At 66.8% G+C, this 16,486-nt stretch carries 15 protein-coding genes; 4 read left to right on the top strand and 11 right to left on the bottom strand.

Annotated elements, in window-relative coordinates; all coding sequences use genetic code 11:
* Positions 1–43 precede the first annotated feature (43 nt).
* The 6 genes from ACEN9Q_RS00495 to ACEN9Q_RS00470 all read right to left on the bottom strand — a co-directional run bounded on the left by ACEN9Q_RS00495 (position 44) and on the right by ACEN9Q_RS00470 (position 7,282).
* Positions 44–934 (bottom strand): septal ring lytic transglycosylase RlpA family protein, encoded by an 891-nt coding sequence (locus ACEN9Q_RS00495; RefSeq protein WP_229412843.1) that lies wholly within the window; start codon positions 932–934, stop codon positions 44–46.
* 145 nt (positions 935–1,079) lie between these two features.
* Positions 1,080–2,195 carry a rod shape-determining protein RodA gene (rodA, locus tag ACEN9Q_RS00490; protein WP_056448115.1) on the bottom strand — a complete coding sequence of 372 codons (1,116 nt, stop codon included), beginning with the start codon at positions 2,193–2,195 and terminating at the stop codon, positions 1,080–1,082.
* A gap of 3 nt (positions 2,196–2,198) precedes the next feature.
* Positions 2,199–4,184: a penicillin-binding protein 2 gene (mrdA, locus tag ACEN9Q_RS00485; RefSeq protein WP_495627001.1), complete on the bottom strand. Its 1,986-nt coding sequence runs from the start codon at positions 4,182–4,184 to the stop codon at positions 2,199–2,201.
* A gap of 22 nt (positions 4,185–4,206) precedes the next feature.
* On the bottom strand, positions 4,207–4,728 hold the full coding sequence (mreD, locus tag ACEN9Q_RS00480; protein ID WP_495627000.1) for a rod shape-determining protein MreD: 522 nt from the start codon (positions 4,726–4,728) through the stop codon (positions 4,207–4,209).
* Positions 4,728–6,086, bottom strand: coding sequence for a rod shape-determining protein MreC (mreC, locus tag ACEN9Q_RS00475; protein WP_495626999.1), 1,359 nt, complete (start codon positions 6,084–6,086; stop codon positions 4,728–4,730). Before mreC ends, mreD begins: the two co-directional genes overlap by 1 nt.
* A gap of 152 nt (positions 6,087–6,238) precedes the next feature.
* Positions 6,239–7,282 (bottom strand): rod shape-determining protein, encoded by a 1,044-nt coding sequence (locus tag ACEN9Q_RS00470; protein ID WP_025511657.1) that lies wholly within the window; start codon positions 7,280–7,282, stop codon positions 6,239–6,241.
* 307 nt (positions 7,283–7,589) lie between these two features.
* Between ACEN9Q_RS00470 and gatC the strand changes: the two genes are divergently transcribed.
* The 3 genes from gatC to gatB all read left to right on the top strand — a co-directional run bounded on the left by gatC (position 7,590) and on the right by gatB (position 10,979).
* Entirely contained in the window at positions 7,590–7,889 is a 300-nt protein-coding gene (gatC, locus tag ACEN9Q_RS00465) for an Asp-tRNA(Asn)/Glu-tRNA(Gln) amidotransferase subunit GatC (protein ID WP_056448127.1), read from the top strand.
* Positions 7,890–7,914: 25 nt separating this feature from the next.
* Positions 7,915–9,390 carry an Asp-tRNA(Asn)/Glu-tRNA(Gln) amidotransferase subunit GatA gene (gene gatA, locus ACEN9Q_RS00460; RefSeq protein ID WP_495628900.1) on the top strand — a complete coding sequence of 492 codons (1,476 nt, stop codon included), beginning with the start codon at positions 7,915–7,917 and terminating at the stop codon, positions 9,388–9,390.
* 128 nt (positions 9,391–9,518) lie between these two features.
* Positions 9,519–10,979 carry an Asp-tRNA(Asn)/Glu-tRNA(Gln) amidotransferase subunit GatB gene (gene gatB / locus ACEN9Q_RS00455; RefSeq protein WP_495626998.1) on the top strand — a complete coding sequence of 487 codons (1,461 nt, stop codon included), beginning with the start codon at positions 9,519–9,521 and terminating at the stop codon, positions 10,977–10,979.
* 82 nt (positions 10,980–11,061) lie between these two features.
* On the opposite strand, the gene ACEN9Q_RS00450 is transcribed toward gatB, so the two are convergent.
* From ACEN9Q_RS00450 to ACEN9Q_RS00430, 5 genes are all read right to left on the bottom strand, one after another.
* Positions 11,062–12,282 carry an ABC transporter permease gene (locus ACEN9Q_RS00450; RefSeq protein WP_056448133.1) on the bottom strand — a complete coding sequence of 407 codons (1,221 nt, stop codon included), beginning with the start codon at positions 12,280–12,282 and terminating at the stop codon, positions 11,062–11,064.
* On the bottom strand, positions 12,279–12,971 hold the full coding sequence (locus ACEN9Q_RS00445) for an ABC transporter ATP-binding protein (RefSeq protein ID WP_200958390.1): 693 nt from the start codon (positions 12,969–12,971) through the stop codon (positions 12,279–12,281). The genes ACEN9Q_RS00450 and ACEN9Q_RS00445 overlap by 4 nt, the downstream gene beginning before the upstream one ends.
* Positions 12,968–14,191, bottom strand: coding sequence for an efflux RND transporter periplasmic adaptor subunit (locus tag ACEN9Q_RS00440; RefSeq protein ID WP_495626997.1), 1,224 nt, complete (start codon positions 14,189–14,191; stop codon positions 12,968–12,970). Before ACEN9Q_RS00440 ends, ACEN9Q_RS00445 begins: the two co-directional genes overlap by 4 nt.
* Positions 14,192–14,195: 4 nt before the next feature.
* A complete protein-coding gene (locus ACEN9Q_RS00435) occupies positions 14,196–14,891 on the bottom strand; it encodes a YIP1 family protein (protein WP_056448139.1) in 696 nt (231 codons plus the stop codon).
* 131 nt (positions 14,892–15,022) lie between these two features.
* A complete protein-coding gene (locus ACEN9Q_RS00430) occupies positions 15,023–15,673 on the bottom strand; it encodes a TetR/AcrR family transcriptional regulator (RefSeq protein WP_495626996.1) in 651 nt (216 codons plus the stop codon).
* Between the two features lie 106 nt (positions 15,674–15,779).
* Here ACEN9Q_RS00430 and ACEN9Q_RS00425 point away from each other — a divergent pair, with 106 nt between their 5' ends.
* Positions 15,780–16,430, top strand: a complete 651-nt coding sequence (locus tag ACEN9Q_RS00425; protein WP_056448145.1) for a glutathione S-transferase family protein — start codon at positions 15,780–15,782, stop codon at positions 16,428–16,430.
* Positions 16,431–16,486: the final 56 nt, after the last annotated feature.

Genomic DNA, 16,486 nt, shown 5'->3' with positions numbered 1-16,486 from the left:
ATCAGATGTCTATGGGAATTGACGAACGTCCCGCCCTGCCCGCTCAGCGGCGCACGACGATGGGCCGCAGCCCGAGCCCCGCCGGCAGCGCGCGCGCCGCTTCCTGCGCCAGGGCGCGGGTTTCGAACGGACCGCCGTACAGGCGGTTGAGGCTGCCGGAGCGCACGACCTCGATTGCCAGGTCGACGCCGGATTGCTTGAGCTTTTCGCTCACTTCCTCGGCCTTGCCCGCGCGTCCGTAGGCGCCCAGTTGCAGGTAGAAGCCGGACCTGGGCGCCGCCTGGTCGGCCGCCGCGGCCGGCGCCGGCGCCGGCGCGACGGCGGCGCTGTCGGTGTCGGCGCGGTCTTCCAGCATCAGGGCCGCGATGGCCGGCGGCGGCAGGGCCTGCGCCTCGGACGCGGCGGCGCGGCGCGCGGACGCGAGGTGGATCTCGTCGCCCGGGAACAGGCGCTCGATCTGGACTTCGTGGCTGCCCTTGCCCAGCAGGCCCAGTTTCAGGGCCGCCGTGTACGAGACGTCGACGATGCGGTCGGAGTGGAACGGGCCGCGGTCGTTGATGCGCACGACGACGGACTTGCCGTTCTCCAGGTTCGTGATGCGCGCGTACGAGGGAATCGGCAAGGTCGGGTGCGCGGCCGTCATCTTGTACATGTCGTAGGGCTCGCCCGACGACGTGCGCTGGCCGTGGAACTTCACGCCATACCAGCTGGCCACGCCGCGCTGGGTGAACGGTTCGTCGTTGACGAGCGGCGTGTAGGTCTGGCCGAACACGGAGTACGGCTTGTTGGCGAACCTGGCATAGGGTTCGTACTTGACGACGGCGTCCGGCGTGTCCATCAGGCCCGGCGGCGGATTCGTGCCGGGGCCGTCGTCCTGGTAGTAGCCGCCGCGGCCGGAGCCGGCCGCGGGGAGGTTGGGAAGCGTGGGGTCCACGCGGGTGACCTTGTGCCGCCAAGGCAGGGGAATCAGGCTTTTGTGTTCGCCGTTCTGGTCCGTGGTACTGCATCCCGCCATCATTGCCAGCACTGCAATGACCGCTGGGAGTAACCTCGGAACGGCCATCGCGTTCTCTTGCATATCAGGTCTGCACCAGTTTGCGGTGTCGTTGAATACTCATCAATATACCACTGCAAAGGCCCAAAGTAATCAGCGCGGTACCGCCATAGCTCATGAAAGGAAGCGGAACTCCGACCACCGGCAGGATGCCGCTGACCATGCCCATATTGACGAAGGCATACGTAAAGAACATCATCGCGACCGCCCCCGCCAGCAGGCGCGTGAACAGGTTCGGCGCATTGGCCGCGATCATCATGGCGCGCCCGATCAGCAGCAGGTACAGGAACAGCAGTACCAAATTACCGATCAAACCGAACTCTTCGGAATATACCGAAAAGATGAAGTCGGTGGTGCGCTCGGGAATGAACTCGAGATACGCCTGCGTGCCCTTCATGTACCCCTTGCCGGACACGCCGCCGGAGCCGATCGCGATGGTCGACTGGATGATGTGGAAGCCCTTGCCGAGCGGATCGGACGTCGGGTCGATCAGGGTCATGATCCGCTCGCGCTGGTAATCGTGCATCAGCGACCACGCCACGGGCAGCGCGGCGCAGCCGCCCGCGAACAGCGCGCCGAGCGCCTTCCACGACAGGCCGGCCAGGAAGATCACGTAGAAGCCCGAGCCGCCCACCAGCAGCGCCGTGCCGAGGTCGGGCTGCTTGGCGATGAGGCCGAACGGGATCACGAGCAGCACCGCCGCCACCAGGAACGATTTCCACTTGAGGGCCCCGGCCCGTGTCTGGAAATACCAGGCCAGCATCAGCGGCGTGGCGATCTTCATGATCTCGGACGGCTGGATGTCCACGCCCACGTGCAGCCAGCGCCGCGCGCCCTTCTTGATGGTGCCGACGGCCGCCACGGCCAGCAGCAGCGCGACGCCGAACGTGTACACGGGCACCGCGAGGCGCAGCAGGGTCTGCGGCGGCACGATGGCCGCGGCCCACATGAACACGAAGGCCGCGACGATGTTGCGCATCTGGCCTTCCAGGCGGCCGGGGAAGTCGTGGCCGGCCGAGGACAGCGTGACGAGTCCCACGCACAGCAGCAGGAACAGGATCAGCGACAGCGCCGGGTCGAACACGGCGAAATACGGTTTGAGGCGCCGGCTGAGCGAGCGGCGTTCGGGAAAGTGCGCCATGATTCAGTCCTTGTTGCCGGGGGTCTCGCCGCCCGGCTGGAAGTCGGCGCCGGCCGTGGGCGCCACCTGGTCTTCGTCGGCCGGCACCGGGTCGGCGGGCTTGGGCGGCGGCTTGTCGGCGTCGCCCGGGCGCTTGCCGAGCAGGTAGTAATCGAGCGCCTTGCGCGCGATCGGCGCCGCCACGGCCGCGCCGAAGCCGGCGTTTTCCACGACGAGCGCGAGCGCGATGCGCGGGTGGTCGGCGGGTGCGAAGGCAATGAACAGCGCATTGTCGCGCAGGCGTTCCGGCGTCGCCGCCGCATTGTACTTCTGCCCCTTCAGGCCCACCACCTGCGCCGTACCCGTCTTGCCGGCGACCGTGTACGGGACGCCGCGGAACGGGAGAACAGCCGTGCCGGGCGCTTTCGCGTCCGACGTCACGCCGACCATGGCGCGCTTGACGATGTCGATGTTTTCCTGCTTGATCGGGATGCGGCCGGATGCCTTCGCCACCGTCAGCGTGCGCGCGTGGCTGCCGCCGTCCTCGAGCATCTTGACGAGGTGCGGCTTCATGATGACGCCGTCGTTGGCCAGCGTGGCCACGGCGTGCGCCATCTGCAGCGGCGTGTAGCTGTTGAAGCCGTTGCCGATGGAGATCGAGATCGTGTCGCCGCCCACCCACTTCTGCGCCGCGCGGTTGCGCTTGAAGCGCTCGCGTTTCCATTGCTGCGACGGCAGGATGCCGGTCTTTTCGTGTTCGAGGTCGATGCCCGTCTTTTCGCCGAAGCCGAACGGCTGCATGAAGTCGTGGATGCGGTCGATCCCCATCTCATTGCCGAGCTGGTAGTAATAGACGTCGCACGACACCGCGATCGACCGGTACATGTCGATGAAGCCGTGGCCACCCTTCTTGTCGTCGTTGAAGCGGTGGCCGCCCAGCATGAAGAAGCCCGGGTCGCTGATGCCGTACTCGGGACGGCGCAGGCCGTATTCGAGCGCCGCCAGCGCCATGTACGGCTTGAACGTCGAGCCGGGCGGGTACGTGCCGGACAGCGGGCGGTTCATCAGCGGCTTGTCGAGCGACGTATTCAGCTCGCTCCAGCTCTGCGAGTCGATGCCGTCGACGAACAGGTTCGGGTCGAAGCCGGGGCGCGACACGTACGCGAGCACGTCGCCCGTCGACGGTTCGATGGCGACGAGCGCGCCGCGGTAATCGCCGAATGCCTGCTCGATGACCTTCTGCAATTCGATGTCGATCGACAGGATCAGGTTGGTGCCCGGCGTGGGCGGGGTGCGCGAGAGCGTGCGGATGGCGCGGCCGCCGGCCGAGCGTTCCACTTCCTCGTAGCCGGTCTGGCCGTGCAACTGGTGTTCGTAGCTCTTTTCCAGGCCTTCCTTGCCGATGTGGTCCGTGCCGTTGTAGTTGGCGGCATCGTCGCTGGCGTCGATGACCTTGGCCTCGGCCTGGTTGATGCGGCCGATATAGCCCAGCACGTGCGACGCCACCTCGCCCAGCGGATACTGGCGGAACAGGCGCGCCTGCACCTCCACGCCGGGGAAGCGGAAGCGCTGCGCCGTGAAGCGCGCCACCTCGTCGTCCGTCAGGCGCGTGCGGATCGGGACGCTGGAAAAATTCTTCGATTCTTCCATCAGCCGCTTGAAGCGTTTGCGGTCCTTCGGTTCGATCGTCACGAGCTTGGACAGTTCGTCGATGACGGAATCCAGGTTCGCTTCGAGCTTCGACGGCGTGATCTCGAGCGTGTAGGCGGAGTAGTTGCTGGCCAGGACGACGCCGTGGCGGTCCAGGATCAGTCCGCGGTTCGGTACGATGGGCACGAGCGCGATGCGATTGTCCTCGGCCTGCGCCATGTACTGGCTGTGCTTGACGACCTGCAACCAGACGAAGCGTGCGACCAGCAGGCCGAAGCAGATGAAGACGAACAGCGCGATCGCCGTGAGGCGCATGCGGAACAGGTGGATCTCGCGATCGCTGTCTTTGATCTCGGTCATTCGGGATGGCGTGAATGGTTCTTCAGATCGGACGCGTATGGTCCTTGTCGACCGCGCGGCGCTGCGGCGCCAGCAGCAGCCACGTAATCACCGGCCACAGCGCGACGGCGACGACGCTCTCGATGAACACGAGCGTGCCGGGGAAGCGGCCCGTGACGAAGAAGCGCACCATCACCTGGATCGCCTGGGTCAGCAGCAGGAGCGGGAACACGTGCATCGCCTGCGTGACGAGCGGGAACCACAGCACGCGACGGTGGATCATGATCGCCAGGTACGACAGCAGCGTGTACGCCAGGGCGTTCTCGCCCAGCAGCGTCGCGTCGTGCACGTCCATCAGGAGGCCCATGCAGAACGCGATGCCGATGCCGACCTTGCGCGGCTGGTGGATGCCCCAGAACACGAGCACCAGCGCGACGAAGTCCGGCGCGCCGACCCAGCGGCCCCAGGGCAGCAGGTTGAGCATGAAGGCGCACACCAGGCTGAACGCGATGAACAGCGGGCTGACCGGCAGCAGGATGTAGTGCGGACGGTTCGTCGTCGGCATCAGTTGCCCTCCTTCGGCCGCGCGGCGGCGTTGGCGGCGGGCGCTGCGGCGGCGCCTTGTGCCGGCGCGGCGGCGGCCGGTTGGCGCGCGGCGGTGCCGGTGCCTGCGGCCGGCGTGCGCGCGACCGTCGTCGCGGCCGGTGCGGCCGTGGCCGCGGCCGGGGTGCGGGCGGCGGGCGGTGCCGGCGGGCGGGCAACGGGTGCCGTGGCGGCCGGCGTGCCGGCGGCCGGTGCCCCCGTCGCGGGCGCCGGAGCGCCCGTCGCGGCCCCCGGGGTCGCACGTGCGGGCGCGGGCGCGGGCGCGGGCGCGGGCGCACGCGCGGCGGCGTTCGCGTGCGGCGCCGCCGGACGCGCGCCGTTCGCGGCATTTGCGGCATTTGCGGCATTCGCGGCCGGCGCGACGGCCGGCGCGAGCGGCTGCGGAGGCAGCGGCAGCGGCGGCACCGGTTCCATGCGCGGCAGATTCTTTTTCGACGCCGCGCTGGTGGCGGCCTTGACCGGTTCCGCGGGCGGGCGCGGCGGCAGCGGCTGGTCGGACATCACGATCAACAGTTGGCGGTAGCGGTCGATGCCCGCCAGCGGCTGGCACACGACGCGGCCGAAGGCGCCCTGCACCACGTTCTCGACCTGGATCACCTTGGCCACCGCGAGGCCGGCCGGATACACGCCGTCCAGGCCCGACGTCACGAGCACGTCGCCGACCTGGATGTCGGCGTTTGGCGCGACGAAGCGCAGGTCCAGCAGGCCGGACTGGCCGCGGCCATAGGCCACGCTGCGCAGGCCGTTGCGCAGCACCTGCACGGGGATCGCCTGCTCCTTGTCGGTCAGCAGCGTGACTTCGGACGTGAACGGGAACACGCGCGTGACCTGGCCGACGACGCCGGCGTTGTCGATCACGGGCAGGCCGAGCTTGACGCCGTTGCGGGTGCCGCGGTCGAGCACCACGCGCCGCGTGGACGGGTCGCGCGCGTCATACAGGATCTCGCTCATCTGCGAACGCACGGGCAGGTGTTCGCGCGCGTCCATCAGGCGCCGCAGCTGGGTATTCTCGGCCATCTGGAGCTGCGCCTGCTGCATGGCCTGGGCCATCGCGACCTGCTGGCTCTTGAGGTCGCGCACTTCCTTCTGCAGGGCGGAGATCGAGGAAAAATACGTGCCCATGTTCGCCAGCGCATCGCGCGGCATCAGGGCAGCCATCTGGAACGGGTACAGGACCGTTGCCGCCACCTGGCGCACGGCGGTGAGCGCATGCAGGCGGGCGTCGACCACGAGCAGCGCGATCGAGAGCAGAGCGAACACGGTCACCTTGACCCTTGCGGGGGCGCCTTGCTTGAAAAGCGGCGGAGGACTGTATTCCATGACTTCCAATAATGCGGGGCTAGCTGCGCCCGCGTCGATGTAGACGCCCGGCACCAGGATGCGACTGCCGGGCGGCGCCAGACGCGGACGGCGCGTGCCGCCCCGGGATCGCCGGAACGGTCACACGTCCTGTCCGCGTTGCCACTGCCGGGTTACTCGTACGAGAAGATCGAGCCCAGCTTGTCCATGCGCTCGAGCGCCATGCCGGAGCCGCGCACCACGCAGGTCAGCGGGTCCTCGGCCACCAGCACCGGCAGGCCGGTCTCTTCCATCAGCAGGCGATCGAGGTCGCGCAGCAACGCGCCGCCGCCGGTCAGCATCATGCCCTTCTCGGCGATGTCCGCGCCCAGTTCCGGCGGGGTCTGCTCGAGGGCGTTCTTGACGGCCGAGACGATGTTGTTGAGCGGGTCGGTCAGCGCTTCCAGGATCTCGTTGGACGAGATGGTGAAGGAACGCGGGATGCCTTCCGACAGGTTGCGGCCCTTGACTTCCATCTCCTTGACTTCGGAGCCCGGGAACGCGGAACCGATGGCCTTCTTGATCGACTCGGCGGTCTGCTCGCCGATCAGCATGCCGTAGTTGCGGCGGATGTAGTTGACGATGGCTTCGTCGAACTTGTCGCCGCCCACGCGCACGGAACCTTTATAGACCATGCCGCCCAGCGAGATGATGCCGACCTCGGTGGTGCCGCCGCCGATGTCGACGACCATCGAACCGGTCGCCTCCGACACCGGCAGGCCGGCGCCGATCGCGGCCGCCATCGGCTCTTCGATCAGGTAGACCTGCGACGCGCCGGCGCCCAGCGCCGATTCGCGGATCGCGCGGCGCTCGACCTGCGTCGAACCGCACGGCACGCAGATGATGATGCGCGGCGACGGCCGGAAGAACTTCGAGTCGTGCACCATGCGGATGAACTGCTTGAGCATCTGCTCGGTGACGGTGAAGTCGGCAATCACGCCATCCTTCATCGGACGGATCGCTTCGATGTTGCCGGGAACCTTGCCGAGCATCTGCTTGGCTTCCTTGCCGACCGCCTGGATCGTCTTCTTGCCGTTCGGACCGCCCTCCTGGCGGATCGCGACGACCGAAGGTTCGTCCAGTACGATGCCCAGACCACGGACATAGATCAGCGTGTTGGCGGTACCCAGGTCGATGGCCAGGTCGTTCGAGAAATAGCTACGTAAAAAACCAAACATGTGTGTCCTGATGTGCGCAACGACGTGCGCCTAACATTAATCGGGGAATCTTCGCCGCAACGCCGAATCCGCATCGCGGGCTTTTTCATGCGTGGAAGTAGGGCCGGTTTGCCCGGAGAACGCATTAGCCCGCCATTCTACCTTATAATTTGCCGATTAAACGCTGAAAAACGGGTGGTTTCATGCCCATATCAGCCTGCGAGATGGACGGTATTAGAAAGCTTTTATCAGCTTTAGCGCGCCGTTGTCCAAATTTCATTATCTACACATTCATCTTTGAACGCGGTGCCGAACCGCGCTTTTTGCCATGTCCCTGACACTTTCAGACGTAAAACGGATCGCCAATCTGGCTCAGCTCGATATGGACGAGGCACATGCCGAAATCGCCTTGAACGAGCTGAACGGGATCTTCGCCCTGGCCGAGCAGATGCAGGCCGTCGACACCAGCGGTGTTGCGCCGTTGTCGCAACCGCTGGCGGCCGTGCTTGCCCTGCCGCTGCGCCTGCGCGAGGACGTGGTGACCGAAGAAAACCACCGCGACGACTACCAGGCCCCGGCCCCGACAACCCAGGACGGCCTGTACCTCGTGCCGAAAGTCATCGAATAACCCGCAGCGAACGCCGACCATCATGATGCATCAAAAAACCATCAAGGAGCTGTCCGCGCTCCTGCACACGAAACAAGTCTCGGCAACGGAGCTGGCGCAGCACTACCTCGACCGCATCGCCGCGAGCAGCCACAACGCCTTCCTGGACGTGAATCCCGACCTGTCGCTGGCCCAGGCCAGGGCCGCCGACGCCCGCATCGCAGCGGGCAACGCCGGCCCGCTGACCGGCATCCCCATCGCGCACAAGGACATCTTCGTGACGCAGGGCTGGCGCTCGACCGCCGCGTCGAAAATGCTGGGCAATTACGTGAGTCCGTTCGACGCCACCGTCGTGACGAAATTCGCGGACGCCGGCATGGTCACCTTGGGCAAGCTGAACTGCGATGAATTCGCGATGGGCTCGTCGAACGAGAACTCCGCGTTCGGCGCCGTCAGGAATCCGTGGGACGCCGCGGCCGTGCCGGGCGGCTCGTCGGGCGGCTCGGCCGCCGCGGTCGCCGCGCGCCTGGCGCCCGCCGCGACCGGCACCGACACGGGCGGCTCGATCCGCCAGCCGGCCGCGTTCTGCGGCATCACCGGCATCAAGCCGACGTACGGCCGCGTGTCGCGCTTCGGCATGATCGCGTTCGCCTCGTCGCTCGACCAGGGCGGCCCGATGGCCCGCACGGCCGAGGACTGCGCGTTGCTGCTGAACGAGATGGTCGGCTTCGACGAGCGCGACTCGACGAGCCTCACGGCCGAGCAAGGCAACGCGCGCGAAGACTTCGCGCGCGACCTCAATCAGCCCTTGACCGGCCTGCGCATCGGCGTGCCCAAGGAATACTTCGGCGAAGGCCTGGCCAGCGACGTCGAGCAGGCCGTGCGCGCCGCGCTGGACGAATTCGTGAAGCTGGGCGCGACGCTGGTCGAGATCTCGCTGCCGAAGACGTCGCTGTCGATCCCCGTCTACTACATCATCGCGCCGGCGGAAGCGTCGTCCAACCTGTCGCGCTTCGACGGCGTGCGCTACGGCTACCGCGCCCCCGAGTACACCGACCTGCAGGACATGTACAAGAAGACGCGTGCGCAGGGCTTCGGCAAGGAAGTCCAGCGCCGCATCATGGTCGGCACGTACGTGCTGTGCCACGGCTACTACGACGCCTATTATGTGCAGGCACAGAAGATCCGCCGCCTGATCGCCGACGACTTCCAGGCCGCGTTCCGCGACAAGTGCGACGTGATCATGGGCCCGGTGGCCCCGAGCGTCGCGTGGGACCTGGGCTCGAAGGCGAACGACCCGGTGGCGAACTACCTGGCCGACATCTTCACGCTGTCGACCAGCCTGGCCGGCCTGCCCGGCATGTCGATCCCGGTCGGCTTTGGCCAGGGCGAGAAGAACGCGAAGCGTCCGGTGGGCCTGCAAATCATCGGCAATTACTTTGCCGAGGCGAAGCTGCTGAACATCGCGCACCAGTACCAGCAAGCCACGGATTGGCATACGCGCGCCCCGGAAGGCGTTTGATGCATGGTGGGCACGGGGTGCCCACCCTACGGCAAGAATGCATCGTAGGGTGGGCTCCCCGAGCCCACGCGTGACGCGTGACGAGCCCACGGCGGCACATGCGAACGTAACGACAAAGAGAGAACACTATGCAATGGGAAGTCGTCATCGGTCTTGAGAACCACGTCCAACTCACGACCAACTCCAAAATCTTCAGCGGCAGCTCGATCAAGTTCGGCGCCGAGCCGAACACGCAGGCCAGCCCCGTCGACCTGGCGCTGCCGGGCGTGCTGCCCGTGATGAACAAGGGCGCGGTCGAACGCGCCATCCGCTTCGGCCTCGCGGTGGGCGGCAAGATCGCGCCGGAGTCGGTCTTCGCGCGCAAGAACTACTTCTACCCCGACCTGCCGAAGGGCTACCAGATCAGCCAGTTCGAAGACCCGGTCGTGCAGGGCGGCAGCCTCACGTTCGCGTTCGAGAAGGACGGCAAGCTGGAGACGAAGACCGTCAACCTGACCCGTGCCCACCTCGAGGAAGACGCCGGCAAGTCGCTGCACGAGGACTACCACGGCATGAGCGGCATCGACCTGAACCGCGCCGGCACGCCGCTGCTGGAGATCGTCTCCGAGCCGGAAATCCGCAGCGCGGCCGAAGCCGTCGCGTATGCCAAGGCCCTGCACGGCCTCGTGATGTGGCTCGGCGTCTGCGACGGCAACATGCAGGAAGGCTCGTTCCGCTGCGACGTCAACGTGTCCGTGCGCCCCGTCGGCCAGAAGGAATTCGGCACCCGCTGCGAGATCAAGAACCTGAACTCGTTCCGCTTCATCGAAGAAGCCGTGCATTACGAAGTGCGGCGCCAGATCGAGCTGATCGAAGACGGCGGCAAGGTCGTGCAGGCCACGCGCCTGTGGGACCCGGACCGCAAGGAAACGCGCCAGATGCGCAGCAAGGAAGACGCGCAGGACTACCGCTACTTCCCCGACCCCGACCTGCCGCCGCTCGCGATCTCGCAGGAGTGGATAGCCCGCGTGCAAGCCGACATGCCGGAACTGCCGGCCGCGATGCGCGAGCGCTTCATCGGCGCCTACGGCCTGCCCGAGTACGACGCGCTGATCCTGACGTCGTCGCAGGCGATGGCGACGTATTACGAAGCCGTCGTCGCCAGGGCCGGCAAGGAGAACGCCAAGGCGGCCGCGAACTGGCTGATGGGCGACGTGTCGTCCGCGCTGAACCGTGCCGACGTCGCCATCGAGGATTCGCCGGTCGAAGCGTCGCAACTCGCGCTGCTGCTGAAACGCATCGCCGACGGCACGATCTCGAACAACGCCGCCAAGAAGGTGTTCAGCCTGATGTGGGAAGCGCAATCGGCGGACGAGCATCTGGCCGACGCCATCATCGAACGCGAAGGCCTGAAGCAGATCTCGGACACGGGCGCGCTGGAAGCGATCGTCGACGAGGTCCTCGCGGCCAACGCGAAATCGGTCGAGCAGTACAGGGCCGGCAAGGAAGCGGCGATCAACGCGCTGATCGGCCAATGCATGAAGGCGTCGAAGGGCAAGGCGAATCCGGCGCAGGTCACCGAACTGCTGAAGAAAAAGCTGGTGGCCTGACTTGACGTAAAACCGGGGTCAGAGCCCGGTTTTGGGTAATTGCCCCAGAGATCGTGCCAAAAAACGGGCTCTGACCCCGGTGTCATTCATAGCGGAGCGCGTCGATCGGGTCGAGCCGCGCCGCCTGGCTGGCCGGCACGACGCCGAACACGACCCCCACCGAGCCCGAAAACAGCACCGACAGCGCCACCGCCCACCACGGCACGACGGCCGGCGGGAAATCGGGGATCATGGCGGCGATCGCCACGCCCAGCGCGTAGCCGATCACGAGGCCCAGCAACCCGCCCAGCAGCGACAAGGTGACGGCCTCGATCAGGAATTGCAGCAGGATGTCGCGGCTGCGCGCGCCGATCGCCTTGCAGATGCCGATCTCGCGGGTGCGCTCCTTCACCGACACCAGCATGATGTTCATGATGCCGATGCCGCCGACCAGCAGCGCGATGCCGACCACGCCGCTCATCACCAGCGTCACCGTGCTGCTCAACTTGTCGAAGGACTTCGCGATCTGGTCGGCCGATTCGATCTCGAAATCGTCCGGCTCCTCGGCCTTCAGGCGGTGAGCCTGGCGCATGACCATGCGGATGTGGGTGCGGGTCGCGTCCAGCCGGCCCAGGTCGCGCACCGCGACGGTGATCTGCAGTTGCGGACGCGTGTTGTTGCCGATGATGCTTTGCCCCGTCTTGAACGGGATGATCATGTAGTTATCCTGCGACATGCCGAAGATCTCGCCCCGCTTTTCCATCACGCCGACGATCTTGAACCACTCGTTCGCGTACAGGATGAATTGCCCGACCGGGTCGGGCGGCAGGTGCAGGTCGTCGATGAGCTTCTCGCCGATCACGGCCACGCGGCGCGCGCTGGCGTCGTCGGACTCGCTGAGAAACCTGCCCAGGCGCGCGTAGCGGCCATTCACTTCCTGGTAGCTGGCCGTCGTGGCGAACACCTGGGCCGTGGCCGACAGGCCCGTGAAGCGCACTTCGGAAAAGCCGGGCGTGAACACGGGGCTCAGGTTGCGGATGCCGTCCACGCGCAGGTGCAGCTGGGCCACGTCCTCGAAATGCAGGTAGTTCACCTTGCCGCGCATGACCTCCTTGAACTCGTTGTGCGGCCGGATCGTCAGGCCGTTGCCGCCCAGGCCCTCGAACTGGTCGCTGACGCTCTTGGACAGGCCCTGGATCAGCGAGATCACGGTGATCACGGACGCCACGCCGATCACGATGCCGAGCGACGTGAGGAAGCTGCGCAGCCGGTGCGCGCGGATCGACGCCAGCGCCGAGCGCAGGCTTTCGAGGAACAGGTTCATGCCGCGTCCTCCGCATCGTTTGCCGTATCCGACACGATCCGGCCGTCGCGCAACCGGATGATGCGCCGGCATTGTGCGGCGATCTCGGGTTCGTGCGTCACCACGACGACCGTCTGCCCGCCCGCGTGCAGTTCGCGGATCAGTTCCAGGATCTCCTCGCTGGTGGCCGAATCGAGGTTCCCCGTCGGCTCGTCGGCCAGCAGGATCGAGGGCTTGCCCACGAGCGCGCGGGCGATCGCGACCCGCTGGCGCTGGCCGCCCGACAGCTCGTTGGGCCGGTGGTGAATGCGCTCGCCCAGGCCCACGCGCTGCAAGGCCCGTTCCGCCAGCGCCAGGCGCTCGCGCAGCGGTATGCCGCGATAGATCAGCGGCTGCGCCACGTTGTCGAGCGCACTCGCGCGCGGCAGCAAATGAAAACTCTGGAAGATGAAGCCGATCTCCTCGTTGCGCACGCGCGCCAGCTCGTCGCCGGACATGGTCGCGACCTCGCGCCCGTTGAGCCAGTATGCGCCGCTGCTGGGGCGGTCGAGGCAACCGACGATGTTCATCATGGTCGACTTGCCGGACCCGGACGCGCCGATGAACGCCACGAACTCGTTGGCGCGGATGTGCAGGTCCACGCCCTGCAGCGCGTGCACGGTCTGGTCGCCCATCTGGTATTGCCGGGTCACGCCTTCCAGCCGGATCACGGGTGGGCTCCATCGGCGGGCTTGACGTCGGCGACCTTCACCTCGGCCTTCTTCGCCGTCACCGCATCGCCGTCGTGCAGCTCGCGCAGCAGGCGCGCCGGGCCCACGGCGATCGTCTGGCCGGCCGCCAGGCCCTTCGTCACTTCCTGGTTGGCGTCGTCGGACAGCCCCAGCTCCACCGTGGTCTTTTTCACCTTCCCGTCCTGGACGACGAACACGTAACTGGCGTTCTTGACCTTGTCCTTGGCGCCCGGGATTTCCTCGCTCATCACGGCCTGGATGGGCACCGCGGCCCGCGCCGCGCCGTTGCCGACGACGATCTCGACCCGGCACGTCATTCCGGACCGCAGCGCCAGCTTCGTGTCGGGCAGGTGCAGCTTGACGACATAGCTGCGGCCCTGGCTCTGCGCGCCCAGCGTGTTCCGCGGCGCCATGGCCACGCTCTCGACGCTGCCCGTCACCGGCTGGTCGGGGAACGCGGCCGGGAACACCCTGGCCTGCTGGCCGACCGCGACGCGCGCGATGTCCGCCTCGTCCACGTTCACTTCGGCCATGATCGAACCGACGTCGGCGATCGTCATCAGGGACGATCCCGCGATGCCGGTCGCGCTGGCGACGGCGGTCTCGCCAATCTTGATCGGCACGGCCGTCACAGTGCCGTCGATGGGCGCGCGCACCTCGGTCTTGGCCAGGTGCTCGCGCGACTGCGACAGCAGCGCGCTCGCCTGTTCGAGCGATTCGCGGCTGGCACGCACCTCCACCTTGGCCAGGTCCATCTGGTGCACGGCGTCGTCGTATTTCGAGATGTCGATGTACTTCGCCTTGTACAACTGGCCCGTGCGGTCCAGGTTGCGCTGCTGGTTGGCGAGATTGATCTGGGCGCGCTCGATGGCGATCGCCGCGTTGCGCCGGTTGGCTTCCTGCTGCGCCACCTCGGCCTGGTACACGGTCGGATCGAGCCGCAGCAGGATCTGCCCGCGCTCGACCTTGTCGCCCTCCTTCACCAGCACGCCGGACACCTTGCCGATCACCTCGGCCGACAGCTGCACCTCCTGGCGGAACACGAGGTTGCCCGTGGCGAGGATCGACGGATGGATCGCCAGCTTCTGCACGGCCGCCAGCTCGGCCTCGCGGCGCGTCGGCTTGCCCGCGAACTTGATCGCCACCGGGACGAGGAAGAACGCCGCGACCACGGCCGCGCCTATCGATTTCTTGTTCATGCGCTTACCCGATGAAGGCGATCTTCGCGGCCCAGATGCCGTAGATGAGCGCATACGGCAGCACGGCGACCGTCACGCAGGCCGCGGTCGAACGCCCCGTCCAGGCCTTCAGGCCGATCGCGGCCAGCGCGATGGCCCACAGCGACGTCAGGTCGAGATTGGTGGCAAAGCCGAACCAGGGGTTCGACATCGGCACGTGCAGCAGCAGGTAGTTGAGCGACACCATGTTCATGTCTTCCGGCGCCAGGCGGCCGCCCGACGTCACGATCTGCAGCGCCGACAGCGGCAGCGCCAGCAGGCGCGGGATGCTGGTCCAGACGGCGAAGCCGAACCACTTGCCGTAGCCGATGCCGGTCCCCATCACCTTGGCCGCCAACAGGTAGTACAGCGCCGCCAGGGCGCACAGGACCGGTGCGCCCAGCACGGCGCCGGCGCCGGAGCTCCACATCATCGTCTTCGGCGTAAGGAAATGCTCCAGCGCGGCCCGCTCCTCCGGCTTGATGGACCCGCGCGCCGCCAGCATGTGCTCGCGGAACCAGGAAAAATCGAGCGTCGAGATGTACCAGTACGAGACGCCCAGCGTCAACACGACGAGCAGCAGCAGCGGCACCCACGGGCGCGGCTTGTCCTTCAGCCGTGCAAACGTGGGCGACGGTGCGAGGATGACGTTACCGATATCGAAGAATGCCTGCGTGGCCATGTTGTGACTCCCTAGTTATTGTCACTGGCAGCGCCCGCTGCTCAGCTGCCAGTAGTCTAGGGGATTCGCGCCACGGAAAACTCACCAATTGTCATTGCAAAATCGTCCACGCGGCAGCAAAGACCGCGTCTTCACTCTGGGGCGGCGCGCAGTCGTTTACGCGGTGCTTGCACGGCGCGCGCATCTTTATACACGGCGTTTACATCCCCCTCCAGCAGCGTCAGCGCCTGCTCGCGCGCCGTCGCCCGCAACGATGCGCGCAGCACGGCATCGTCCGTCGTGCGCGCCAGCACCATGCCGCCCACGCACAGCGCCACGATCGCCTGCGCGCGCCGGTCGCCGTCGGGTTCGTGCGCGAGCGCGCCCGCGTACACCTGCACGAGGTTACGGATCAGCTGCGTGTACGCCTTCTGCGGCGACAGTCCCGCGCGCGCCACGTCGCCCGGCAATGCATACAGCGGACAATGCGCCTCGATGTTGTCGAACACTTCGTCGCTCAGGTAGATGTCGACCAGCATGCGCGCCAGCTCGCGCGGTTCGGGCGGCGGCGTATCCTCGAGATCGGGCCGGAACGGGTTGCAGGTGCTGAAGCTGGCGACGGCCGCCGCGTACAGCTCGTCCTTGCTGTCGAAGTGGTGATAAAAGCCGCCGCGCGTCAGGCCCGCCTCGGACATCACGCGGTCGATCGAGACCTGTTCGAAGCCATGGCGGTTGAACAGCCGGCGCGCCGCATGCACGATGCGTTCGCGGGTCTGGGCCTTGTGTTCGCTACTGTAGGGCATCTCGCATCTCCTTTCGAGAACGGCATTATGCGCGCATCCACATTATGTTCTTGAACATATTTTGGACCGGCGTAAGCTCTCGTCATTCACCCCAAGGAGACGACCGATGCCTACCCTGACTACCTTCCGTTCCGTTCCTTCGTTTGCCGTCGGCCACGTGCGCGACCTGCGTGTGCGCTGGGCCCTCGAGGAAGCCGGCCAACCCTACGACATGCGCCTGATCGGCTTCGAGGACAAGGACTCGCCCGCGTATCGCCGCGAGCAGCCGTTCGGCCAGGTGCCCGTGCTGCAGGACGGCGACCTGACGCTGTTCGAATCCGGCGCGATCCTGCTGCACCTGGGCGAGCGTCATCCCGTCCTGCTGCCGCGCGATCCGGTCGAACGCGCCAACGTCACGATGTGGACGTTCGCCGCCCTGAATTCGGTCGAACCGTATCTGGGCAACCTCGCCAACCTCGTCGCGTTTTCCATGGACCAGCCCTGGGCCGCCGCGCAGCGCCCGGTGCTGGAAGAGATCGCGCTGAAGCGCCTGGGACAGGTGGACGCGTGGCTGGACGGCCGCGACTACCTGGCCGGCGATTTCAGCGTGGCCGACATCCTCATGACGACCGTCGTGCGCCTGCTCGACGGCATGGGCTACGTCGAGCGCTTCGCGCGCCTCGCTGCCTGGCGCGACCGCTGCACGGCCCGTCCGGCGTACCGCAAGGCGCTGGCGGACCAGGTGGCGCAGTTCGCGGCGGCGCCCATGGCGGCATAGGTTTTTACGCCATCGTTGCGGGCGCGCCCGATCTTTATACACCGCGTTTACGCCCG

The sequence above is a fragment of the Massilia sp. Masssp93 genome (genome assembly GCF_059491295.1).
The sequence above is the reverse complement of the archived record's forward strand: the minus strand, read 5'-3'. Positions and strand labels throughout refer to the sequence as shown.